Annotated in this window: 26 protein-coding genes, 1 other RNA gene and 1 pseudogene; 5 read left to right on the forward strand and 23 right to left on the reverse strand. The window is 39.4% G+C overall.

Going from position 1 to position 24175, the window contains the following annotated elements; translation table 11 throughout:
• Positions 1-15: 15 nt before the first annotated feature.
• Positions 16-379: a transfer-messenger RNA gene (ssrA, locus tag HFU86_RS13220) on the forward strand.
• 573 nt (positions 380-952) lie between these two features.
• On the forward strand, positions 953-1222 hold the full coding sequence (locus HFU86_RS13225; RefSeq protein WP_006661272.1) for a hypothetical protein: 270 nt from the start codon (positions 953-955) through the stop codon (positions 1220-1222).
• 66 nt (positions 1223-1288) lie between these two features.
• On the opposite strand, the gene HFU86_RS13230 is transcribed toward HFU86_RS13225, so the two are convergent.
• Entirely contained in the window at positions 1289-1528 is a 240-nt protein-coding gene (locus HFU86_RS13230; protein WP_036952407.1) for a helix-turn-helix domain-containing protein, read from the reverse strand.
• A gap of 233 nt (positions 1529-1761) precedes the next feature.
• Between HFU86_RS13230 and HFU86_RS13235 the strand changes: the two genes are divergently transcribed.
• Both HFU86_RS13235 and HFU86_RS13240 read left to right on the forward strand, forming a co-directional pair.
• Positions 1762-2061, forward strand: coding sequence for an HdeA/HdeB family chaperone (locus HFU86_RS13235; protein WP_006658701.1), 300 nt, complete (start codon positions 1762-1764; stop codon positions 2059-2061).
• Positions 2062-3014: 953 nt separating this feature from the next.
• Entirely contained in the window at positions 3015-3803 is a 789-nt protein-coding gene (locus tag HFU86_RS13240; protein ID WP_187129441.1) for a winged helix-turn-helix domain-containing protein, read from the forward strand.
• 713 nt (positions 3804-4516) lie between these two features.
• Here the strand turns inward: HFU86_RS13240 and HFU86_RS13245 are convergent.
• From HFU86_RS13245 to HFU86_RS13275, 7 genes are all read right to left on the reverse strand, one after another.
• Entirely contained in the window at positions 4517-8239 is a 3723-nt protein-coding gene (locus HFU86_RS13245) for a host specificity protein J (protein WP_187129442.1), read from the reverse strand.
• Between the two features lie 60 nt (positions 8240-8299).
• Positions 8300-8905 carry a tail assembly protein gene (locus HFU86_RS13250; protein ID WP_154609903.1) on the reverse strand — a complete coding sequence of 202 codons (606 nt, stop codon included), beginning with the start codon at positions 8903-8905 and terminating at the stop codon, positions 8300-8302.
• A complete protein-coding gene (locus tag HFU86_RS13255) occupies positions 8902-9612 on the reverse strand; it encodes a C40 family peptidase (RefSeq protein WP_154609904.1) in 711 nt (236 codons plus the stop codon). Before HFU86_RS13255 ends, HFU86_RS13250 begins: the two co-directional genes overlap by 4 nt.
• The gene (locus HFU86_RS13260; RefSeq protein ID WP_036952415.1) at positions 9609-10352 is read right to left on the reverse strand and encodes a phage minor tail protein L; all 744 of its coding nucleotides are present in this window, start codon (positions 10350-10352) and stop codon (positions 9609-9611) included. Before HFU86_RS13260 ends, HFU86_RS13255 begins: the two co-directional genes overlap by 4 nt.
• On the reverse strand, positions 10349-10693 hold the full coding sequence (locus tag HFU86_RS13265; protein WP_036952417.1) for a phage tail protein: 345 nt from the start codon (positions 10691-10693) through the stop codon (positions 10349-10351). The genes HFU86_RS13260 and HFU86_RS13265 overlap by 4 nt, the downstream gene beginning before the upstream one ends.
• A 62-nt stretch (positions 10694-10755) precedes the next feature.
• Entirely contained in the window at positions 10756-10968 is a 213-nt protein-coding gene (locus HFU86_RS13270) for a hypothetical protein (protein ID WP_036952419.1), read from the reverse strand.
• A gap of 32 nt (positions 10969-11000) precedes the next feature.
• Positions 11001-13937 (reverse strand): phage tail tape measure protein, encoded by a 2937-nt coding sequence (locus tag HFU86_RS13275; RefSeq protein ID WP_187129443.1) that lies wholly within the window; start codon positions 13935-13937, stop codon positions 11001-11003.
• Positions 13938-14091: 154 nt separating this feature from the next.
• Between HFU86_RS13275 and ivy the strand changes: the two genes are divergently transcribed.
• A complete protein-coding gene (gene ivy, locus HFU86_RS13280) occupies positions 14092-14538 on the forward strand; it encodes an Ivy family C-type lysozyme inhibitor (RefSeq protein ID WP_036952423.1) in 447 nt (148 codons plus the stop codon).
• Positions 14539-14634: 96 nt separating this feature from the next.
• Here the strand turns inward: ivy and HFU86_RS13285 are convergent, their stop codons facing one another.
• The 15 genes and pseudogenes from HFU86_RS13285 to HFU86_RS13355 form a co-directional block, all read right to left on the reverse strand.
• Positions 14635-15030: a hypothetical protein gene (locus HFU86_RS13285; RefSeq protein WP_051422677.1), complete on the reverse strand. Its 396-nt coding sequence runs from the start codon at positions 15028-15030 to the stop codon at positions 14635-14637.
• A 272-nt stretch (positions 15031-15302) separates the two neighbouring features.
• Positions 15303-15767, reverse strand: coding sequence for a hypothetical protein (locus HFU86_RS13290; protein WP_132494950.1), 465 nt, complete (start codon positions 15765-15767; stop codon positions 15303-15305).
• A gap of 124 nt (positions 15768-15891) precedes the next feature.
• A pseudogene (locus HFU86_RS13295) lies at positions 15892-16074 on the reverse strand (hypothetical protein); the annotation flags it as partial.
• 79 nt (positions 16075-16153) lie between these two features.
• Positions 16154-16678: a Dps family protein gene (locus HFU86_RS13300; RefSeq protein WP_006659243.1), complete on the reverse strand. Its 525-nt coding sequence runs from the start codon at positions 16676-16678 to the stop codon at positions 16154-16156.
• 317 nt (positions 16679-16995) lie between these two features.
• Positions 16996-18258 (reverse strand): translesion error-prone DNA polymerase V subunit UmuC, encoded by a 1263-nt coding sequence (umuC, locus tag HFU86_RS13305; protein WP_187129444.1) that lies wholly within the window; start codon positions 18256-18258, stop codon positions 16996-16998.
• Positions 18258-18671, reverse strand: a complete 414-nt coding sequence (gene umuD / locus HFU86_RS13310) for a translesion error-prone DNA polymerase V autoproteolytic subunit (protein WP_108479719.1) — start codon at positions 18669-18671, stop codon at positions 18258-18260. Before umuD ends, umuC begins: the two co-directional genes overlap by 1 nt.
• 447 nt (positions 18672-19118) lie before the next feature.
• Positions 19119-19400, reverse strand: a complete 282-nt coding sequence (locus HFU86_RS13315) for a DUF1799 domain-containing protein (protein WP_117162450.1) — start codon at positions 19398-19400, stop codon at positions 19119-19121.
• A 17-nt stretch (positions 19401-19417) separates the two neighbouring features.
• Entirely contained in the window at positions 19418-19720 is a 303-nt protein-coding gene (locus tag HFU86_RS13320; RefSeq protein ID WP_036952433.1) for a phage tail assembly chaperone, read from the reverse strand.
• A 34-nt stretch (positions 19721-19754) separates the two neighbouring features.
• Positions 19755-20408 carry a phage tail tube protein gene (locus tag HFU86_RS13325; protein ID WP_036952436.1) on the reverse strand — a complete coding sequence of 218 codons (654 nt, stop codon included), beginning with the start codon at positions 20406-20408 and terminating at the stop codon, positions 19755-19757.
• Positions 20409-20456: 48 nt separating this feature from the next.
• Positions 20457-20858, reverse strand: a complete 402-nt coding sequence (locus HFU86_RS13330) for a phage tail terminator-like protein (RefSeq protein WP_187129445.1) — start codon at positions 20856-20858, stop codon at positions 20457-20459.
• Positions 20859-21437: a hypothetical protein gene (locus HFU86_RS13335; protein WP_187129446.1), complete on the reverse strand. Its 579-nt coding sequence runs from the start codon at positions 21435-21437 to the stop codon at positions 20859-20861. It lies immediately after the preceding gene.
• A 1-nt stretch (position 21438) separates the two neighbouring features.
• Positions 21439-21789 carry a hypothetical protein gene (locus HFU86_RS13340; RefSeq protein WP_006659251.1) on the reverse strand — a complete coding sequence of 117 codons (351 nt, stop codon included), beginning with the start codon at positions 21787-21789 and terminating at the stop codon, positions 21439-21441.
• Positions 21790-21791: 2 nt separating this feature from the next.
• The gene (locus HFU86_RS13345; protein ID WP_187129447.1) at positions 21792-22274 is read right to left on the reverse strand and encodes a DnaT-like ssDNA-binding protein; all 483 of its coding nucleotides are present in this window, start codon (positions 22272-22274) and stop codon (positions 21792-21794) included.
• A gap of 83 nt (positions 22275-22357) precedes the next feature.
• A complete protein-coding gene (locus HFU86_RS13350) occupies positions 22358-23323 on the reverse strand; it encodes a major capsid protein (protein WP_036975048.1) in 966 nt (321 codons plus the stop codon).
• Between the two features lie 13 nt (positions 23324-23336).
• A complete protein-coding gene (locus HFU86_RS13355; protein WP_036952450.1) occupies positions 23337-24113 on the reverse strand; it encodes a hypothetical protein in 777 nt (258 codons plus the stop codon).
• Between the last annotated feature and the right edge of the window lie 62 nt (positions 24114-24175).

Genomic DNA, 24175 nt, shown 5'->3' on the forward strand with positions numbered 1-24175 from the left:
CTGCACTCACAACTTGGGGCTGATTCTGGATTCGACGGGATTTGCGAAACCCAAGGTGCATGCCGAGGGGCGGTTGGCCTCGTAAAAAGCCGCAAAAAAATAGTCGCAAACGACGAAAACTACGCACTAGCAGCTTAATAACCTGCTTAGAGCCTTCTCTCCCTAGCCTCCGCTCTTAGGACGGGGATCAAGAGAAGTCAAACCCAAAAGAGATCGCGTGGATGCCTTGCCTGGGGTTGAAGCGTTAAACTTAATCAGGATAGTTTGTTGGTGGCGTGTCTGTCCGCAGCTGGCAAATGAAATTAAAGACTAGACTAAGCATGTAGTACCGAGGATGTAGAAATTTCGGACGCGGGTTCAACTCCCGCCAGCTCCACCAAATTTTAACTGTCAGTGATGTGACAACAACTTTAAAAACAGTAAGTTAGTAAAGTTGAGCAGACAGTAACATTACCCAGAATGGACTTCGAAATGCACGTGAAATGCACGCGCACTAGAAAAATAGAAAAGCTCACTTCGGTGGGCTTTTTTATTCTCTATTGTACTAAGAGATAAATCTAATGAGAAAGGCTTGTATTGAATTACATTCAACAATGCAATATCGATGAAATAAATTTAATGATTTAAAAACACCAAGTTACCTTAAATAAGGTCATTATTTAAACACAATTCTTATACATTATCTTATACACTTGATTTCATATATGACAAAACTGTTCCATTTCTAGCTACTCCTTCTAAAAGAACATTTTGCTTACACTCTCAAGCCTATTCATTTAAGTACTGAATAAAGCAAACTGGTACTTATATATTCAAATTCTTAACATAAAAAATTGTAATATTAGTTGTGGTCGTTAATTTCACGATGTAATCCTAAAAAATCACTGACTAAATTTGATATTCTATAAAAGTCATTTCACTTAAAATTTCACTTCAAAATATTGGAGACTTCATGAATATCACTCAATTATTTCTATTAGCTTTAAATTGTATCAATGAGCATCGGGAACCATCACATACTGAGCAATCAATAATTTATGTATTCTATAGAACAAACATTGCTGGATTGATTTCTATAGATGAATTTATGGACAAATTCGTTGAGCTATCCGTTTACTGTGATTCATCAAAACAAAACAAAGCGTTTGCTATCAAACTTATTGAAAAACATTTACATCTATCAGCAAACAAACTGACAGTGATAAAAAGTATGCCTACCTAATAGTAGGCACTCCAAAACTACTCTTAATAATGAGGAATGCCTAACTAATTCACTTAATAGTTAACGCTACTGAACTTCCCACATCACCTCATTAAAAAATTCTTTAATATCAACACGTAAAATCTTAAGAGCTGAAACCAAAGTATCTATATCTATTTTATTTATTCCTCGTTCATAACGATATAACTGCTGTGCGCTTTTACACCCTATCAGTTGAGCAAATTCAACAGCTGTATATCCAGCGTCACGTCTCAGACCTTTAATCTTATTTCCAATCAATGTTGTTACTAAGCCATCAGAATTCATGCTTCGATACTCCATTCCTATAATTAGACACAATCTATCGGGCTCTCCAATTTATGGATTACTAACTATCCACATTCTTATCTCATTTATAGATAATCAACGAAAGATAATTTTGACTTGATAAATTTAAATTAATCTTCTAATAATATTGACTTTGCTAATGTTTCTTATTATTTATAGGTAATAGACTTATTTCAATAGGCATTACCACTAAAAAATGAAGAGGAATATTTATGAATAAGTTTCTAATTTCTGCTTGTATGATTGCATCAAGTGCTCTGTCCTTTAATGCATTAGCCGCAGACAAAATGACCTCAACTCCCGAAAATATGACATGTAAAGAGTATGTGGACTTAAACCCTAAAAGCTGGGCTCCAGTTGCCTTATGGGTAACATCACAAGATACTCAGTTTAAAAGTGGAGACTGGGTGGCATTATCTGAACAGAGCGTTGCGGAAGCTCCTTTAATCCTTGAGTTTTGCAAGAAAAAACCTGAAGGAACTTTAAAAGATTACCTTGCTAGCAAAAAATAAAATTTTTTAACTGGTAATAGCCGCAGTTTAATCTCTGCGGCTATTTAGATTACTCACAGCAATTCTATTTGCTCTCCCCCCATCCTTGATACCAATACAGTGACCGTTTTATAAACTTCACGGCTTCAATGAGTTAAATAGAATCACTCAATATTAACTGAGATTGATCTATTTATTGCTTTAATGCACGCCCGCCTCTTCGTTGAATATTTCAGTTCGCTTTATATTTGTAGTACTCGATACAACGACTGCATATGCACGCAAAGATACAAATAGCCTTCCTCCAAATCCTGTGGTTCAAATAGGAATGTCACTGCTCATTAATAAGCTATATGGAAATAAATGAAGAAGAATTATGTTTACAAGCGATAATCATCGCGGGATGAATTGTAGTCTTGCAACCATTTTTATGGTACGTGATATATCTAATTGTCACCTTCACATCTTTAACTTCAACTCTGAGTGTGACATACAGAGAAAAATTAGCCTTCGAGTTCTTTCTACCACAATTATCGTAGTTTGAGGCGAGTATTTAATGTCATTGAAGATAACGTCAACACGAGTAGAAAGGAACACTCAGGACACAGATCCCACCAGCTCTACCAAATTTTAACTGTCGTGATGTAATAACATATTAAAAACAATAAATTAGCAAACTGAGCAGACCGTAACATTACCCAGAATGGACTTCGAAATGCACGTGAAATACACGTACACTATAAGAATAAACAAGCTCACCCTGGCGGGCTTGTTTATTTATTCTCAAATTCTGACTTTACCATCTAGTCCTTAGATAACCTAACTTCATAATAATTACCTCAACCTTATACAATAATCTAAAATAGGCTACACTATAATGGAGTATCTCTGTGTGAAAATGTTGAAACAAGCTTATAAAATCAATTAGGTATAGTGTTCAAAATTAGTATTTCACCTTATAAAACTGGAAAATTATGGTATACCTTATCAATAATGACATTGAATTCATTTATGAAAGAAATGTTCTATATTCTAGGAAATTAAACCTAGAACAATCTTTACTATCTCCATCTTCAAGAATATTAAAATATCTTATTGAAAATAATGGGTGCGTAATTACTCAAAGCACTCTTTTTCAGATCGGCTGGGAAGATAAATTAGAATATGTAACAAACAATGCTTTCTATCAGAATATTTCACTACTTAGGAAAGCATTTGAAATCTTGAATCAAAAAAATAAGTTAATTATAAATTTCCCCAAAAAAGGCTATTCATTAGATAAAAATGTTATTATTGAAATAATCACAGCCCCTTCCGATTCCATTAGTATTATCGAAACAGCTGAAACCATCGAAACTGCTGAGACTGCTGAGACTGCTGAGACTGCTGAGACTGCTGAGAAAAATATTAAAGGAACAAAGAAAATTAGACTTGATTTTTTAATATTAATAACAATTCTAATTATATCCCCTTTTTATTTTTACAAAAGCGCTGGAAGTAATAATGATTTGTATAGTTATGATTATTGCGGAAAAGATGAAGGAGTTAACTTTTTTTGTGAAAAAAACAGTATAATTAATGATAATCAATTTAGGAATATTATTAATAAAATAAAAAAATCAAAGTCAAAATACAATTACATCTACTTTAGAAAAAACATTCACAATGAAGTAGGATACTCATTTTTAAACTGTAAATCTGAGTTTATGATAATTAATTTAACCCCAAACAATTGTATTTCATATTATGCTATCGAAAAATAATGAAAAATTAACCAGATTGGTTCTTACATATATTCTAATAACCCTAATTTTTTCTATTCTAATATTTATTTTTTCTCCTGAGAATCACTCTAATGAAAAAATAAGCTGTGACTCTAATATTTACCTTGATGACCAGAGAAATAATATAGTGGCTCATGGGTATTATGTATTCTCTCTTGATGGAGACAATGGGTGGTTAAAGTTAAAAGGTGAAGTAACTAACGAGAACAAATCATACACAATAAATAGAAAGTTATATTTTACCAGCAGTAGAAACTGCTGTGTTTTTGTATTAACCGTGAATTCAATAGTAAAATCCAACGATGATAACTCTCCTGATTCTTTATTATCAAAATTCTTACCTTTGGCATATATAAAGAAAGGAAATAAAATGGACATTTTTATTTACCCTCAAACTGATGGTGGCTACCTATTCACATCTAGTAATCTTTATAGCTTTTATTGTGAAAACTTAAAAAATTAACCCTTAAATATCATTGTGTTATTTTAACTCCAATAGATATACCCCAAAGATTTTCATGGGGGTATATCTATGTACTGAGGATTAGGTTTTGTGCCGACAACATAATAAAATCTAATAAATAATATTATGTTATTTTGTTTTATTTACGCAATGTATCTAAGTAGATATTTAAAGTGAAATGGTATTTTTGTATGTTTTAATTATCAAAAAATATGTTTAATAATTATCCCTACTGACTTATAGGCTTAATTAGTGTTGAGCCTTCTTTATATATTTCAGCTCTTTTTGTATTCGAGAAAGTAAATTTTACATATCTATTCGTATTACTTGATACAGTAACCGTATGCGCACGCATATATACAAAGATACTTTTCCCACGCCCTAATGCTGGAATAGGAATATCATTCACAGTTAATGTCATCTTCAATCCTTTATTGATATCTTCTTTAGCCTGACTGCTTGAAAGTGTCTTTATTCCACCTTTACCATCATCAACCCCCACTAAAAATGCATATGTTGAATAATTAACCCCGGGAGATGCTCTAGATGTTTCAAAAGTACAAGACAAACCGGCATCAAATACACGCTCAAAGTTATCAGAACTGATTTCAATTGCTTTAACCCAACCTGTTTCAAGTGCTCCTTTCGGAAAGGTTTTGTTCAATGGCGTTCCTAATATCTTTTTATTTGTTGCAAAATACACATCTCCCAAAACTTTTTTCGCATCCACAGTTCCTCTGAAGTGACCATCAGCCCCATCAATTCGTCCTCGGAATGTCACCGCATTAAATTCAGCATTACCATTTTTATTAATTTGCCATCCTGATTTACCCGAAACGAAGTTATTCGACTGAATAACATTTCCTATCTTAGCGTTACTAATCGATGCATCCGCGATGAATGACTCGCGCATGTAAATCTGCCCATTTTTCATGAACATCAAGGGTTCCATCTTTCCTCGTGTTGGATTAAAAAAAGCAAAATTATTTGCATTAAACCCAATGAACGATTCAATTTTCCCCGCCTTCACTTCAGCACTAATAACCATACTCGCGGCACTATATTTTTTCCCATCCACCATGATTGTGATGTTTGTATTGTGCATCGCGTACCCGGTATTTTGTTTAAATTCCGCCTGCATCTTGGAGTTAATCAGCGCACCTTGATTATCCAATTTCGCCTGAACTTGCTTCTGTGATTCACTGAAAGACCTGTCTAAATTCGTCACCGCTTTATCAAGCCGAACAACGCCTGCGTTTACCCCATTAATTGATGCGGTCACTTGTGCGTATTTTTCTGCCCACGATTTTCGTTCGTCAGCAAACGCTCGCTCTAACGTTTTATGTTGAGATTGCGACTGTTCATGGTTTACCGTAACCTCTTTCTTCACTTCTTTAATTGCCGCACTATTGACTAATATTGACTCATTTAACCAATCAAGTTCTTGAGAGAGCTGTTTCCCAGCTTCTGTCGACATGAAATGCTCGTTCAAATCCGGCAAGATGGTATTCACATCAAACTCTGACTCTCCTCGTACCCATTGAGTCCACTCGGATTCATTACCCGATTTATCAACAAGTCTTGCTCTGAAGTAAAATACGACGCCAGCGGCTAAACCTGCCATCTCATAGTTTCTTGACGGATAAGGGACATCAGATAACAGCATCAAATCTTCACCATTAGGGGTCTTACTGTACTGAATTTCCGTTTTCAATGTGTCACTGGTATTTTCATCAAACCCCCAATCCAACTTAATGCCAAACACCCTTGGCGAGGCTTTAAAATTGACAGGCTTCGGTGGATTACCCACTTTTCCTGTCAGGCTAGTTTCAGGGGCATTCGCCCAAATACTGGAGATTTCAGACGCATTAACCGCTCGGACTCGCACTTGATATCGACCAGAATAAATTCCATCAACCTCAAACCCTAGCGAGGACGTTCGAGGCACGTTGATCCAGTTACCGTTATCGCGGCGCCACTGCGCTTCATACGCAATCGCACTTTCTGGCGCTTCCCAACTGACACTCAGCGTAGAAAAAGCAATGCCCTGCTCCACTCTAGAATAAGATGAGATTTTGACGTTTTTCGGTGCAGGCTGAACGCGAGGCGGAATAACCGTTACGGGACGTTCGTCAATGCGAGCACCTGAATCGATATGGTCATAATGGTCAGGATTATGGATAGCACCGCTAATGGTGTAAGTGTTATCGCCGTTATCGCTGATATTAATCACTCGATATAGCTGGACCGCTAAGTCATCAGAATCCACCACCCACACGGTCTCTTTCTGTGGTATTTGGGAATATTCAACAGAAACTGTAACCACTTTTTTATTTACTGAAGTAACGGTTCTCCCTTCTGATTTTCCGTCTGGTAAGTTGATGATCAGGCGATCACCCGCTTTAATTGATGTCTCTCTATCAAGAGTAATACTCCTTCCTTTCGCGGAAGAGATACGCCCACCGTTATCACGCCCAGCTAAATTTGAATCAGCTACCGCGATAATATGACCCGGTGAGGGAATTGCCCCTTCTAACCCCGTGGCAAATGTGATCATGCGGTCATTTGCGTTAGTCAGTAATGCCCAGCGACCACGTCGATTCGCTTCACTTCGACGGGTACACCCAATTGCAGAGAGTTCTACTCTACGCACGCCATAACGATGCTGAAGTTTTAAATCTGCGACCGCCTCGATATCATCTTTGCTATGGTTATCAGTATCCGTAAATGAAACCAAGGCTTGGGTGTAGCGATTTTGGATACTGCCCCCCGAGTAAGACGGTTTTCCCCCAACGATATTGGCATTGGTAAATGTACGAAAAATACTGGCTGGCATATCGGCAACCGCATTGACTTTATTGTCCGCCCAGAAGGTCATTCCTCGAAAAATAGCCGCAATATCCCGTAATACGGTATACGCTGCCTCTTGTGATTGAATATACACATCACATAAAAAACGAGGCTCTTTTCCCTCTCCTCCTCGTCCATCAGGCACCCATTCATCACAATACTGTGCGATTTTGTACAAATCCCACTTTTCAATCTGATGGGCTTTGATTCTGTCACCACTGCCATAACGATTGTTCAGGACTAAATCATAAAACACCCAGGCGGGGTTATTGGTTGCCGCCAGCTTAAACGTTCCATCCCAAACACCCGCGTACGTTCGATTCACAGGATCATAATTTGTCGGCACTTTAACTAACAATCCCCCTTTCGGGCGAACACTAATTTTAGGGATACGGTTATTAAATTGACGGGCATTAAATGTCACAAAGAGAAGCGCCGTATTGGGGTAACGTAACTTGGCGTCAATCACCTCGGTGACCGCAGCAATCGAGACTTTATCGGCAATACGAGCGGTATTCTGATTTTTGGTGAGTCGCCGAACGCGCAATTGCCAGCCTGTCGTGGCTGAGGGTAAATCGATACGATGGGTGCGCTGATATTCACTGGTCGTTTTACCATCAAATGCAGACTTAACGAGTTCTTGATACCCAGCACCATCTGTAGATAAATCAATCGCATAGACAATGCGATATCCCGTTGTATCACCATTATCGTGTTGACGCATTAACTGAGGCACTGAAAAGCGAAGGCGAATAGCGGATAACTGCGTATTATTAATCATTCGGATATACGGCTGATCGTCTCGCAGCTCTACCCCCACGGCGATGTCATTATCAACCGACGGTATCCCTTTGATATACTCTTGTTGCTCGCTACCGGGGCGAAACTCCCATGTTACCCCTTCGAAGTTTTTCGTTCCATCCGCATTACCAATTGGCGTCTCATCTAAAAAAATACGCGTATCATCCAAGCCCCCCGCCATTTCCCCCTCAGAAATGGCTAACAGAATTTTTGCAGTCGATTCTGAAAGCAAATTATCTTTGGCTTCTACGGGCGTATGACCGCCCCCGCCGCCACCTTTAGCGCCGTATATCGTTTCCATATTTCACCCATAAAAAAACGGCACTCAAGCCGTTTCCGTATATGATAAAGATTAATTTTGTTATTTTTGGTCTTCGGTATAGATACCCGCGGAGATAATCGCACCTCCGACTTCACGGCGGTCTAGTCCATATAACAGCGGCACAGGATTGCCCTGCGCCGTGGTATTTACAGCACCACCAAATGCATAGGATGGCTTATTATCCGCATCTTGTCGCATGGATAAGCCTTGAGGCTGAGGTGAGAGCATTTGCACCAAACCACCGATTGCCATAGCAGCACCACTCAACGCCAATGCCCCTCCCCATGTCCCTGCAGCGGTAAATGCGACAGAGAGACCTCCCGATAAAAATGCGGCAGCACCAATTAGTGCAACCCCTAAAATAGTTTGGAAGAAACCACCCCGCTTACTCCCTTTAATTACCGGAGCAATGCGAATTTCTTCACTGGTATCAAGATGCAATTCATCTTCAGTAATATTGCGCTGACCTTTGAAAACAGCAAATTCCAGCCCTCTCAGATGCGCATTGGCAAGGAATTGCTCGAATCCATCATAGAGTACCGATAACGCTTTAATCGCTTCACGCGGAGAATCGATAGCAAGCCGATGTTCTCGACCAAATTGGGTACCCAAAACACCATAGAGCCGTATTGTTTTTAAACTCATGCCAGCTCCTTACGTCGTACTATCTTGACCGTTCTATCGCGCCAATAGTCGCTGTAAGGAACAATGCGACTTAGCTGCCCGTAAAGATGATGTAGAAGCATGCCATTCACTATCACACCGGCATGATTAGGGACATTTGCTTGCACTTGCATAATGACCATATCACCGTCTTTTATGTCACCAGAAAACTCAACAAACCCTTCTTGCTGCCAGTTATCCATATACAAGTTTTCACCCTCTTCCCACCAGTGTCTCTCAACGCTGTAATTATGCAGCTCAATCCTGTGCATCTGTCGGTAATAATCCATAATGAGCGACCAACAATCTGCGTGACCAAGCACAAACGGACGACCTTCTAACTCACGCTCAATTCTAGGCTGGATTATGCGGATATCACCTTCCGGATAGGAAGCTATCACCCACGGTAGTCCCGAAGCATCACATTGCAATTTGTCTATTTCGCTCGGTTGAGACGTCACTCCATCCCCGCAATGGCTATGAACAATCGCTATTGGATTGCCCCAATCTTCGGCTGCGGCATAGTCTTCTGGGGAAAGTTCGAAATGATCAGTTGGATTATCGGAAAGATTTCGGCAGGGAAAATATTTTTTGACTCGACTTTTTTGGCAAATCACGCCACACGCTTCTTTAGGGTATTCCGCTTTGACATGCTGAAATATTACCTCTGTTAATTTCTTCGTGATCATCGTACTAACCCCGCGGCAGGGAATCCTCCAAAATCCAAAGGTTCATTTTCGCCAAATCGTTTTTTACAATCGCTAATGAGTCCACCGCACTTATCTAATGCCGGATCATCAACCGGTTCACCACTCTCATCGAAATATTTATTGCCCGTATAATTGCAACCTCGCCCGCTTCGATAATCGCCTTTCATACACCAGAAACAGAGGTTGTGGATTTGGCGACCGGGGATCATAACCCCTTGCAAGTCGAACGGACTCGACAACTCAAATTCAACTGCTTCTCCCGCGACTTCGCTCATTTTTCTGTCGATGAAATAAACCTGTTTGAAAAATTCTTCAGGGTTAGCGGTAGGATTTCCCTCTGGAAAATTCTTAGCATCTAGATAGTGCGCGAAGGTTTCATAAATAGTCACTTTCGCCAGTGCCATATCATCGAATTGCAAGCACAACGAGGATATCAAACCATCGACATTCGCCACTCTTAATAAGGGTCTGGCTGGACTACCATCACTATTTTTAGCTATGCCCTCGATTTCATAAGCCCATGCGCCATATTCATTTCCTTGCCACCAAATGGATTTTGGCTTGATACCCCCCTCTGCAACGTCAATTTCTTCGGGTGTATGCGGCAAGTTGTAGGCATGGAATCGAAGAGTTGGTCCATCAAACTCACTGCCGTCCACTTCAATTAATTGAACCCTACTTCCCGGCTCTAATTTTTGAATGTCAGATATTATATTCATGCACTAAACGCCTGTTCAAAGGTTGCAGTTATAGTGATAGAGCTACCGCCAATTGGCTTTAATGTAATGGAATCAGCTTTCACTCGATATAGTCCTTTATCTCCCAAAGGTGGCACCCATAGAAATGATTTTGCTGTATGTGAGCGAATAAAGGAAAAAATAGGCATTACCTCTGACTTATGCCCCGTATAGGTAAATCCCCATGATTGAGATTCAGTATTGAGACCATCGCCTGAAACTTGCTTATAGCCATCACCAAATGCCACTTCTTTTATTCGATGCTTAAATTCGCCAGTTGGCGAGTCTTGGATTTGAGTTCGCCACTTAAACTCTTCAATCATTATTACCCCTAAATAAAAAAGCCACCCGAAGGTGGCTATGTGAGGATCAATCTAGATAATCTTTACTGATTTAATAATTTGATAGTTTTTCGTGCGTGATCTTTAGCTTCGTCAAAGTATTCGGCTAGCGGTTTACTAGAGTTCAAGTTTGTTTGGTAGACTATATTTGCCAATACGAAATCAACACTATACTCATCACCTTTATAAACATCGACAGGAATGCTGATTTGCTCATCTTCTGGGTTAATGATTACAGTTCCAAGTTTTAATTCCATTACTACCTCTCATTAATTTTTTAATACTGTTCTTATCTTCCAACAGAAACAGCTTTGATTATTTTGTACAAATCACCACCTTCACGCCCCTCTATTGCCATGAAGCGCTTAAGCTTATTATTTAAGGATTGCTCCGCAGCTCGGATATCAACATTCTGCATAGAACCTTGCTGTTGAGCACCACTTACAACGCTGATGCCACCAAAATTAAGATTGACGTTAATCCCACCAGCAGGATGAGTGCCGTAAACTTGCACTCGAGGCTGACTCACTGACATTGGCTGAGAACCACCTACATATCCACCAGATGCATAACCTCTCTTTCCTGCATCCATTAACCGATATAGATTAGCTTTACCTAATTTAGCCGTACTCTCTTTGTCAAATACAAACTCACCCTTGTGAACAACCCCAGCAGGCTCATATTTGCCACCATCCCCAGTGTATCCGCCGCCAGAAAAACCAAGAAAGCCACCTATGGCTGTTCCACCAAAAGCTGCTTTCATAGCATTCAGCATCGCCATTTGCATAAGCATTTTAGTCGTCATTTCTAAAAATGAGCGAGTAAAGTCACTAAAGCTAGCTCTGCTTTTTAAAACAAAATCGGCAACGCTATTACTCATACCTTGAAATACTGATTGGCTAATTTGAGATACGTTACCATAAACATTGGAGGCTTGGTCTTGAAATTCTGCAAATCCCCTTTTAACTCCCGCCTCCCAATTGGTACGTAACGAATCTTCTTTACTGTAATAATCCTCTAATGCCTGCTTCTCTGCTGGTGATTTAGCTTGCTCAAGTGCGATGTCACGTTGGTACATACGGTCAGATTTACCGATGCCCATATCCAGCGCTCGACTCTTAGCTTTTATTTCTTCAACTCGTTTTAGTTGCCTATCTAGCTCTCTATTATGTTGTTTTTGACGCTCTACTTCATCGCCAACTACTGCTAATGCGCGTTGAGAAGCTAATACATATTCTTTTTTAGCCAATAACGATTGCTCATCATTGGTAAGCTTACGTGTCGCTTTTGCTTCTTCTAATACAGCTATTTTGGCTTCCATATCCCAAAGCTTTTTACGCTCTGAGCTAATCACATCAGCAATAGTTTTATGCTCTTTTAATACTTTAAGTTGAGCCTGTAGAGAAACGAGAGCTTCATTAGCTGACTCATCCCCACGAGTGCCATAGTCAGGTCGATATGCTTTAGGTTTCTTTTGCCCTCTCAGTTTTTCTTTCTCATACCGTTCTTTTTCACGACGAATTGCTTCATCCTTGATAGCCTGAGATGCATGCTCTTTATTTTTTATTTCACTTAATTTTCGTTGGTGTTTCTCCTCCGCTGTCTCATATTCTCGCCTTAATGCTTCATCAGCTAAAAGCTGAAACTTTTTAGCCTCTTCCTGTTTTCTTGCCGCCTCATTTCTCGCATTCTCAATATCCCTCTGATATTTCTCTTCGTTTAGTAAATCCAGTTCTCGCCTTAAATCTTCAGGTGTCTGGCCTGTTTTATAATGATGTAGTCCTTTAGCTGCAGGATTTAACTGAAACTCAAGAAGTTTCTCTTCATATTCTTTAATCTTTTGGTCTAGCGTTCTTTCTCGCCCTATATTAAGCATTGCATCCCATGCATCGCTTGCCATATCCTTAACGCCTTTCCAAGCTGACTCTAAAAAACCTAAGTTGTTTTCAATTTGCTGACTACGCTCCTGCATTGCATTGGCATAAGACTCCATCGCTATCTTTGCAGCCTCATGCTCCTTCCCCTGCTCTTGCAGTGTCATTATTTGTTCTAACTGAGTAGCTGTTAAAAAGTGAAGGGATTTATCTAGTTCAGTAACAGCTTTAACCGGCTCCTCTTGTAAACGCTGAAATTGCTTAATTGTTTTATCAACTGACTGACCAACAGCTTTTTCCATTGCCGCAGCTGTTTGAGAAACCATCTCAACAACATCACCAGAAAACTCTCCCGAGCCAACGACTTTTGATATAGCACCAGCCATACCATGCTGAGTAATACCATTTCCTGAGATTTTCCTAGCAAGAGCATCTAATTGTGCCGCAGTTTTTCCTGCATACCCTCCAGTAAGAATAAGTTGTTTGTTATATTCACTAAACTCTTTAGAGCCTTGATATGCAGCAAGAGCGACAGCAGAAGCGGCACCAACAAATCCAAACATAGCAACTCTTGCTGGGGTAATTAGTGATGCTAACGCCTTCAATGAGTTCCCTAGACCACCGAAGGAATCTTTTATCTGACCACCTTGCTGTATCATCACCATCCATACAGGCATTCCTGATGCTAATGATGTGACAATATCCGTCATTTGAGCGGGTAATTGCCGCATAGCATTTCGATATTGACCAATCGTGATTGAACCGTTTAAAAATGCTTTCTCTTGCTCTTTCAGCTTGGAAATCATAGGCGCAGCCTGCTGAGAAATACCCATTTGCGCTGCTTTCAATTCTAAAATTTCAGTTTTGGTTTTTCCTATAAAATCCGTCTGATTTTTAAGAGATTGTAAAAATTCATCTGCGGCTTGCTTTGCTTTATTCGTTGCAGCTTCCTGAGCTAATAATGCTTGCCCTTCCGCAGTCAGAGACATATGCATTCTTTGCAGCTTGTCTCTAGTTTGGTCTAATATGCTGGTATAATCTTTGAATTGATCTTTGGGAAGTAACCCTTTTTTGCTTGCTGCTACTAGCTTTGTCTGCCAGTCATCTAATCGTTCAAAAGCTTTATTTGTAGGGTTCAGCTGATTAAGTAACTCATGAAGCTCTTTGCGCTGTTTTTCAGCTGCTTGAGCTGCTTTTTTCTGATTATCTACACCGCGTTTAAATTGCTCATTCAGGTCTTGGGCTGAGCCATTTACCTTTTCCGCTGTGCTGCCAAACTCCTTTAATTTTTGAGTCCCACGCTCTAAATCAGACGTATCAGCTTTAAGCGAGATGGTTGCTATATCTGCCATTTACCTTTCTCCAGATATAAAAAAACCACCCATCGGTGGTTAGATTAGCTTCTATGTAACTTTTATTTAAATTAATGCCATATTATTCTAGAATTTCGTTTTCCAACATTCGTCACTAACCAGATAACCTTTAAACACACAAAGGATTATTAACATGCTTAGAAAATTGACACTCATCGCAACCCTTTTCATCGCAGCCAATGCTCATGCTGGCAACGAGTTAACTATTAGTAAGTTAGCTAGTGATGCAAATACTAAAACAGCATTCCTTCAAGTTGTAAAAAATAACGACCTCCCATCATGGGTCTTAACTGGTGGTACTGAATCCCCATCAAATACTGTGACTTTAAACGGTAATGAATACCAAGTAGCAACAGCGTGCAAACCTCACAATTGCCCAGCAGAGCGAATTGCGATTATGTACTCTAAAGAAAAGAATGTTATGGCTGGTGTATTCTCTTCAAATAATGAAAAGAACAATACTGAGGATTTACTCTGGTTTAATATCACCGATGATTTATCAATCGATGGGAAAACGGTTTTATTTGCAGCACTTACGGGCAGCCTCGATAATCACCCTAATGATTTCAATTATAAGTAATTAAATCTAACATAATGAACTGGTATCGGTTAAGGATGCCAGTTCAATTACACAAACTTCAACCAATAAAAAACCTGCCGGAGCAGCTTTCATCAATTATTTACATTTCTCATACCATATCTTCTGGAAATCTTCTTCAGATATAGATTCACCTTCAAAATCAAATAATGGGTTTGAAAACATGCGCTCACCATCATTGCTAGAGGAGACTACAACAATAAATCTCTTATACTTATAAGGTAATTCATCTTTAAATGTAAATACTTCTCCGCAAACGTCACCAACAACCTTGCGACTCATACTTACACCTGCAGGGTAAAAATTAACATTTCTCATATCAGCAGCTTGTGGCTGGTGCATAAAATCAATCACAATTTGCTTAGCTCCGTCAATAATTGTCGGTTTTTTACTTATGCCAACTGAGATCCCTACAACAAAAGCTAATAATATCAACAGCAAAATACACAGAACTCGCAAAATTTTAGCATGCACGCCAAATTACCACTCGTTAAATCAAATGATTGAAATGTACCCTCAATGCAGAGTTCAGGCAATAAAAAACCCACCGGAGTGGGTTATTAACACTATTTATAATTGAGCACATGTACATTAAAAATTACGAATATTAGCAATCTCTTCTTGTGTGACTTCTAGAGACTCTAGAGATCTCTGGTATTCATTGGGTTCCATTCCTTCAAATTTTTGATGTCACTCTCATCTATTCATGGTTTTTTTTTTAAATAAAGCTATTATCTATAGAGGAGTCAACTGTTTTCGTACTTGCAATCAGCTAGACCGACACTAATTTCTTGACCTTTGTTGCTATTGTGCAAAATAACTTTAACACCCATTCTGTCGTATATCATATAAGCAAATGTAACCCCTGAATTTTCACTAAAATACACAGTAGCTTTAGCATCAGTTGAAAGCAACTCAAGCTTTGGTGATGTTATAACTACCCCTGTATCAAAGGTTATATTTATCATTGCATTGTTATAATCTGCATGCGGAGTTACTTCCAACTTAACAGTCCCGATTTGCACTCCGTTATATCTATTGCTATCACTAAGGTCATCAGGTATGGAATAAACTCCACAGTTATACTTTCCCGCCAAAGCCAAAATATTATAGTTATTATCTCGATATAACCCCATGTCATTCTCGTTATTAGCAGACAGGGTATATCCAGAAAATAAAATAAACAGGGCGCAAATATACTTAACCATCATTAACCTCATTAATAAATTAGCCCCCTGAATATACCTGAATAGCTTTACTACACATAATCGAACTCTTTAGTTAAAAATAATTATGTGATCTAGAATGCAAGCCCATCCTTGGGTTATGTGTAGGTTAGGCAACTTCCTTCCCGTGAATAATATGGCGTAACGCGCTAATACCGTTCTCATTATAACGGAACGCTTCAACCTGCTTTGATGAGTGAGCTGACTTGTCCAAAAAGAACTTACCGAATTCGTCAGTTTTCAATCCGTTCTTGTTTGCAATACGACCAATTTTATTTGCTGACACTTCTAACCATATTCTTAATCACAAAGAGGGCTTCTGATTTAGAAGCCCTCTAATATTAAACTCGCTTAACTACATAAATTTTACATTAATGACCGGACGTTTTAGCTTCACGACAAGCCTCGAATAAAAACCAGACACGGCGTTCTGTTTCATCAATCCAGTTTTCTATTAGGCTTGTAGTGGAATAATCTCCATGTTCTGCACATACTTCATGTGCTTTTCGAAATTCTGAAGCCAACATTTTATTATCTTCACAAAGCTCAGCAAGCATATCTAAAGGTTCTACGTATTCCGCATTGTTATCGCTAATCCTTTGCATTTTTGATATTTGCCCTATAGAACGTATAGTCACACCACCTATTTTACGAACTCTTTCAGCTATAGGGTCTGTCATGGAGTATAGTTGCTCACTTTGTTCATCAAGCAATAAATGATAATCGCGGAAATGTGGGCCACTCATGTGCCAATGGAAGTTTTTAGTTTTTAAATAAATAGCAAAAATATCAGCCAAGATTGCATTCATTGCTCCACTGATATCTTTTGTTGCTTTTGGAGATAAATCTGTTGGCGTTTTAAGTGGGCGAATTTGTAGTTCTTTAGCTTTACTCATAATTAACTCCTAAAGATAGTCACATCTGTTTTGATATTAAAGATGTTGAAACAAATTATTACACTAATGTTCTTTCTATATATCTCTTAACTGGTTATGAAACTATTTAGCCAACATTGCTTTTCAATATGTGCTGATTATTTTAATTATGTACTTAATGACATCATTCATTGATCTACGTCAAATTTCAATACATTAAATAAATTAACTAAAAAAACAAAATTAAATATTAATCTTTATGTACCTACCTAATTAAATTCAACCTTCAGACTTTAAAGCTAACTTACTGAATTTAAAGTCTTGCAATCCTTAATATGCTAGATTTTAGCTACAGGCAGTTCATTAAAATTTGTCGTGTACGCTGGTGATAACATTTCGCGCTTCATCTGATATCCACTATCACCCCCTTTCACGGCAAACCAGACTTTACCTAAGCCACTATTATTTATTGTGTCTAATGTTTTCATAAGTTCATCGCCATTCTTAAATGGTTTTTGAGTAGAAAACATATCAAACTGAGTAACATCTGAATCTGTGAAGTCAGATAACATTATCCCGGCTTTATAGTAGCGGTAACCATCTCGCCATATAGAATCTAAACCACGCATAACAGCATTAATGATGTCTCGCGTATCGCTGCTAGGGTATTCAAGCTTAATGCTGGCACTGTTAGCATAATCTTCACCTGATGCATGGCTGCTGGTTTGAATAAACAGGTCAATAATTCGACATCGCTGCTTTTCTTCGCGTAGCTTCTCTGCTGCCCGTTCTGCATAGTCACAAATAGCCTTGCGCATGGTTTCGATATCTAAAACTTTCTTACCGAACGAGCGAGAGCATAGTATTTGCTGCTTAACCTTCCTGACTTCTTCAAGCTCAATGCACGATTCGCCATTAAGCTCTCGGAGAGTTCTTTCTAGCGTCACACCAAACGTTTTACGTATTGTAGACACAGGTGCATTTGCCAAGTCTAAAGCGGTATAAACACCCATCGCTCTTAACTTGGCTGAAATCCTTCGCCCTATTCCCCACACTTCTTCAATCGAAATCAGCGACAGTAATTTTCTTTGCCGACTTCTATCAGATAGCTCGACCACTCCTCCCGTTTTCTTCCATATTTTAGCTGCATGATTAGCAATTTTAGCCAGCGTTTTAGTCGGACCGATACCAACACCTACTGGCAAATGAGTTCGCTGCAATATCGTTGATTGAATTTCTCGCCCGTACTCTTCTAAATTAAAGGTATGAACCATGCCAGTGAAATCAAGAAATGCTTCATCAATTGAATACACTTCCAAACGCGGAGCATACATTGATAGCAAAGACATCACTCTGTTGCTCATATCAGCGTATAACGCATAGTTTGAGCTAAAAATGTTAATGCTATTTAGCAGGTAATAGTTTCTTCTCTCATAGTAAAGCTCTCCCATTTTTACACCGAGTTTTTTTGCTTCGGCGGAACGAGCAATGACACAGCCATCATTATTACTCAGAACAATTACTGGCTTTCCTGCTAAGTCAGGCCTGAAAACTTTCTCACAGCTCGCATAAAACGAATTTACATCAACTAAGGCAAACATTACTGAGCCTTATGAATAATGAATGTGACAACGCCAAATATCTGTAAATCCTGCGCATCACCAATATGTATTGGTTGAAAATCAGGATTCATTGGCATCAACATCGGTGGATAAGACTTTAATCTCTTAACAGTAAACTCACCATCAACACTGGCGATAACAATATCCCCATCTTTTGCTACCAATGCGCTATCGACAATCACAACATCACCATCGTTAATGTTAGCGTCAATCATAGAATTACCTTCTACACGCAACATATACGTACTATCTGGGTGCTTAATCAATGTGCTGTTAAGGTTTATTCTTTCCTCCATGTAGTCAGCCGCAGGAGATGGAAACCCCGCAGCCACTCTATCTAAGAATAATGGAATATTGAGAATTGATTCGGAATCGATAGGCTCTAGCTTCATAATGCACCAAATTACTGTATTTATATACAGTATATTGTAAGCATTTTAGTTGTAAAGATCATTTTCAAGTATCAAAAGACTAGAAATATGCAATCCCCTCCTAGAAAATCAGACCTACAGTGTCGTTATTCTTCCTTCATTTACTTTTTATAAAGTAAACTTATGGCTTATAACTATTAACTGCATTGCCGAAAATATGAAATATACATTATTGTTACTAACATCAATTCTAATGGTTGGATGTCAAGGGAGAAGTTATTCAGAATTAACTCCAGCAGAAAAAGCTGAAGTCAGAGCTGCTCATGATAAAAGTGCCAAAATATCTAGAAAATGCAATCGTATAGAAAATCAATCTAAACGTACTGATTGCTTTCTCGATAGAGACGACAATGACTTTAACCGGCTCTATTAATTTAAAGTTAATACTGGAGGCATTACAGCCCCTGACTACTTGTTTATCAACTCAAGAGCCTTTAGCTCCATAACCCTTAAGTCATCAAATATGGTCGCTTTGCTTTTGATGTTAAGTAGATCTAAAACATTGGGAATCACGCTATAGTCAAGTCCCGTAGCACCATTCATACCAACTCTCCACTGTGTACTCATCGCAGAAAATACCAGATATGACTCCCATACATCAGGAACAACTTCAACATCATCAAGATCAGGAGGAAAGCCAAAAGCTCGCTCAAAATTTTTAGCCTCTTGCTTTGTCATTCCCCCATACATTGCTTCAGCGACCGATATTAGTTTTTTTCACGATTACCTAACAATTCATTGTAATACGTTGTTGTAATAGCCCCTGCGGCTGATGGATAGTTGTCAAATAACAACTTCAAATTATCTTCGTTATAAGGCTCTTCAATTGCCCAATCAGCAATAATTTGAGTAAAGAATTTGTTTACTGACTCATTTTTCAACTCTTCCAATTTACTCATTGGTAAATGATTGAACGTAAATGTCACAACCTCCGGCTCGCTTTTGCCAGCCACACGGATTTTTACATCAGCCTTAAATATTGGATTGGGATTCAGAGTGAATTTCGCCATTAGGTTTCCTTAAAAGCCCCGAAAGGGGCTGTTATTATGCGGTAGTGTAAATTTGCATATCTGATTTAAGAGAGAAACGTGCAGATACGTTTTCAACCTCGTTAATTGCAGTATTAGGAACACGCTGGAATGACACACTGGCTGAGTAGTAACGGTCTTCACCAGCCCGTTTATTATAAAAACGAATCGCTGTTAACTGCTTTGTATCATCCAAAGACATTAATAACCCTCGAATAGGTAATTTCGCATCATGAGCAAATGTATAAACCTGCACGATACCCGATTTATAGGTATCAACCGTTTCTGCTTGCTCATCTTCTAAGAATTGAATTTCTTGCGTTTGCTGCTCACCACCTTCTGTTGATAAGGTCATGACTTGGGGCATAACCTCCCATTCTTGAACTGACTTTAGTGTTCCTTTGCCGCCGCCAATCGGAAAACGTTCGGTATCTGTCGTATCAACACCGTCAAGCGTGATACTTGTGTTTTCTGCTGATTTCACACGAAAGACACCGGACATTTGTTTCCACCCAGATGTAACGAGAACAACATCTCCGGCTTTAATGCCACTTGACGCTGTGACAGTAAGTACAGCTTCAGAGGCATTACTTGCCGCCGTAAACTCAACATCTTTTCCGTATTTACTCGCCACATAAACGCGCGAGCCATTAGGAATGTTATAAGCCATTATTAACCTCATTTTTATGCATAAAAAAACCGCCATTTAGGCGGTCGTTTATCGGATTGGATGACATCGATAGGATGTACGTATTGGAATGATGTAGTTGATATCACTGGTAAGTGGCGGTAGCTGATTTGGTTCACTGTCTAGATACAGCGACTCCGTGAGTGTTAGACCATTTTCAAGCTGCTCTTTGATGGCATCAACCAAGCTAATAACCATCGAATCACCATTACCAATCTTTTCAACAACATTAAGTTGAATAACACCTTTTTGAACTGGCATGTCTAACGCTAGACCTAGATTTTCGGTTATGGCTGGCATTATATGTAATTGCAAATATGGAGTACTAATATCGTCAAACTCAATATTTGACCAAGCCACCTTTATCCCTTCTTGCTTAGCAATTTTAGCCACCAGCGCACGAATATACTGATTAATTTCAGATTGTTTCATTTACTTCATCTCTACGATAGCGTCTCTAAAGAACTTACCTACGTTTTCAGCGGTAATTGCAATCATGCCATTAGGAGCTTGTCTTGAATGCCCCATTTCCAACCTGTAGGCATAAGGAACATTGTTAGTAAAATAGATAGCATTCATACCCACTTTGAACTGCTCAAGCACATAATTACCAACCGCCTTAGTCATATTGCCTGATTTATCAACTCGCCCAGTTTCACCATCAGCAGGTGAATCAAAAGTGACTTGCCAATTCCCACGGAATCGCCCTCCTGTATACCCCGGAGGTGCCTTGATATCCATAGAGTCATTAACGCGAACTCGTTTTTTTAACAAACCCCTTTTCGGTGTCAGATTATTAGGGTCTTTTCTCAGTGCTTCATTGTGCTCAAACACAGCTTGATTATAATTAACAGCCGTCTGATTAACTTCCCATAGTTCAGGATTACCAACCGGAGACATTTCAACTAACTGTGCGAGAATCTTGAATCCCGTTTTACTTACTACCGTTTCCATATTTGCTTGAGATTTCTCTACAAACAAATTAACGGACCTCATGAATGAATCAGTCATATCAAGCCCTCAGCTGAGGTTTGTAGCAAATAACAATATCAGCAGGTTTCACGGGGTTAGGCTCATGCACGCGAAGCCAGATACCATCAACAAGAACAGAATCCCCTTTTCGAATATCAACCTCTGGAGAAAGAACCATTTTAATATCCGTAGAGAGAATTAGAGTTCCATCAATTTCATATGGTTTGTACAAAACCTTTACACCAATAATTGAAAATAGAGACTCAGGCTCATGATGCTCAACACCATTATCATCAACCCAATGCTTGCCAGCGCGTTTCACTTGATATGAAGCACCGTACTTTTTCAGTATTCGTAATGCTGTGTGACAACCTCGCTGATAAATATTCATCACTACCTCACTGCAAATGTGTTAATCGCCAAGCCTTCTGAGCTATCAATCAAGCCATATAGCAAACCTTTCAGCCAAGCAAAATTAGGCACGCCAGTATTTGTGCCTTCTGCATACTTCAAGTCAATTGCCCCCTCTATACGCTCAGAAATGATTTCCGCACCTAATGTTGGCTGTAATTCATTCTCTTGTGCTTCAAGTGCAAGGCGACACTGAGCCTGTATAACCTGATTAGGAATCGCATCACTAGCAATTGCAACCCCATCACGAAATAATCCAGTACGAGGAAAAGATAATGGCTGCGTACTGTCGGAACGACTACCCTTCCATTTTTGGGATTCTAAGAAGTCCATAGCAACGATGAGTAATGACTCGAGTGACTTGCTGTCTGACAGAGGTAAATTCCTGACTTTCGCATATGCTTTTAAATCTTCAATACCAGCATAACTATTAAACGTAGGTGAGTTTTTATCGGCATCAATCATGACCACCTCAAAATAAAAAGGGGCACTACGCCCCTATCTTCACTTGCCATCAGTAGTTTTTTTCCTTTTCACTACTTCAGGCTCTATTGCTTTGCTGCATTTTTGCTCTGGGCAGTTAATTTAATCATCACACCTGCTGTCAATTTGTTGCTCGTAAAGTGTTTTTTCCAGTTACCCGCAGTACCTAACTTGGTTAGGTCTGGATTTTTGCCTTTTGATTCATCCCAGCTATAACCAAGCACGCCTACGTTAACAACGCCTTCGCCACGATATCCAATCTCTAGGTTTTCCTTATCATTAATCTCAAATGAGCGGAAGGTTGGCTCTTGTGACTCGATGATAGTCACCGCCCCCGGAACAAGACCAAAAATAGCATCAACTGGCGCACTGTCTGTTACCAAGACGGGTTTACCTAACGTTCCCGGCTGCCCACCATAGATAACCACACCAGCCTCTTCGTATACTTTGTTATCAATCGCTTGGTCAACAATATCGAAATACGTAGTAGAGTGCATGACGAAGAGATTTACACGGTTAAACTTGTCCCCATATCGACGCAGCCCTTTGGTGAGTGTTTTTTTCCCATCTGTAGCAATGTCTGCTGTCACGACCATATCAGTATTACTACCGATAGCTGCCCCCAATGCGGCTAAGGAATATTTAATGTAACCTTCTAGAGATGCATCAGCAGCATCAATACCAACTAGCTCAGAAAATTCAGATACATCTCGTCCTCGACGTTTAAATGCCTCTTCCGTTGTTGCATATGGACCATATTTCCATGGAGCTTTCACTTCAACAGATTCGCCCGCACCAATTTTTTTACTCTCTACTGTCCCTGTTGAATCAACATCACGATGCTCAATCGAGCCACCAATTTGATAGAAAGCACGCTTACGGAAATCTCCTTCAATAAAAATGTTATCAAGCACAATGGCACCATTCGATGCCTGATTAAATACTGCTAAATTATCTTGGCGACGCTCTAAAAACGCTGTTTGCGCCAAGTCGTTGTAAATTACTAAATCGCTATTAGTCGTCGTAGCCATTACTTATCTTCCCTTACTCTTTGGGTAGTTTTAAAAATGTGTCACGTCCGTATCTGCGAATATAATCAGCTTTCTCACTCGCAGACATTTGAGAACGTTTAAGGTGTGCACCACCTTGTTTATGTTTTCCTGCATCCGTCCCTGAAGCAGCAGGGAACAAATGAGGCGCGCTTTCTTTTAATGATTCGACCCATTCAACGGGTGATAGCGGTGTTCGACCGTCTTTCCCCATAATTGGATTACCATCATCATCAACGGCTACGGCCTGACCTTCATCGTTGATTTGGAAAATGCCTTTGGCACGTAAAATTAAGTCTTCTTGTGCGCTAGCTAATGCGCCGGCTTTACCAGCAGCAGAGCGCACTTCATCTCCCAATACACGTTGGCGAAATTTATTAGCAAAAGCCTCAGCCCTTTCCACTCGGCTATTGGCTTCTTTCAGTTGTTTATCAACGTCATTGCGTAAGCGCTCAGTACGTTTATTAATGACTTCATCAATTTTGCCGTCAGCGATTAACTTGGCTTCTTCATCATTTTCAAAACGTTTGAGAATTCCACGTACAGCATCGGGATCAATACCATCAAAACGCTTGAGATTATCGTTTTGCTCTTTGAGCTTACCCAATAACTCATCACGTTTAGCCTTCAACCCAGCTACTTGCTCACCGACTGCTTTATCGATAATGGCTTGAATTTCCGGTGTGATTACAGGTGCCGTTCCACCGCTTCCACCACCAGCTCCATCATCAGCCTGTGAGTAATATTTGCGTTCGATATTCATAAATAACATGTTGTTCCCCTTGGGATTCATTGCGCCTAGCGCGTTAAAATAAAACCAGCCCTTGGCTGAAT

Origin of the sequence: Providencia sp. JUb39, assembly GCF_012272845.1 — a bacterium.
Lineage (GTDB): Bacteria > Pseudomonadota > Gammaproteobacteria > Enterobacterales > Enterobacteriaceae > Providencia > Providencia lanzhouensis.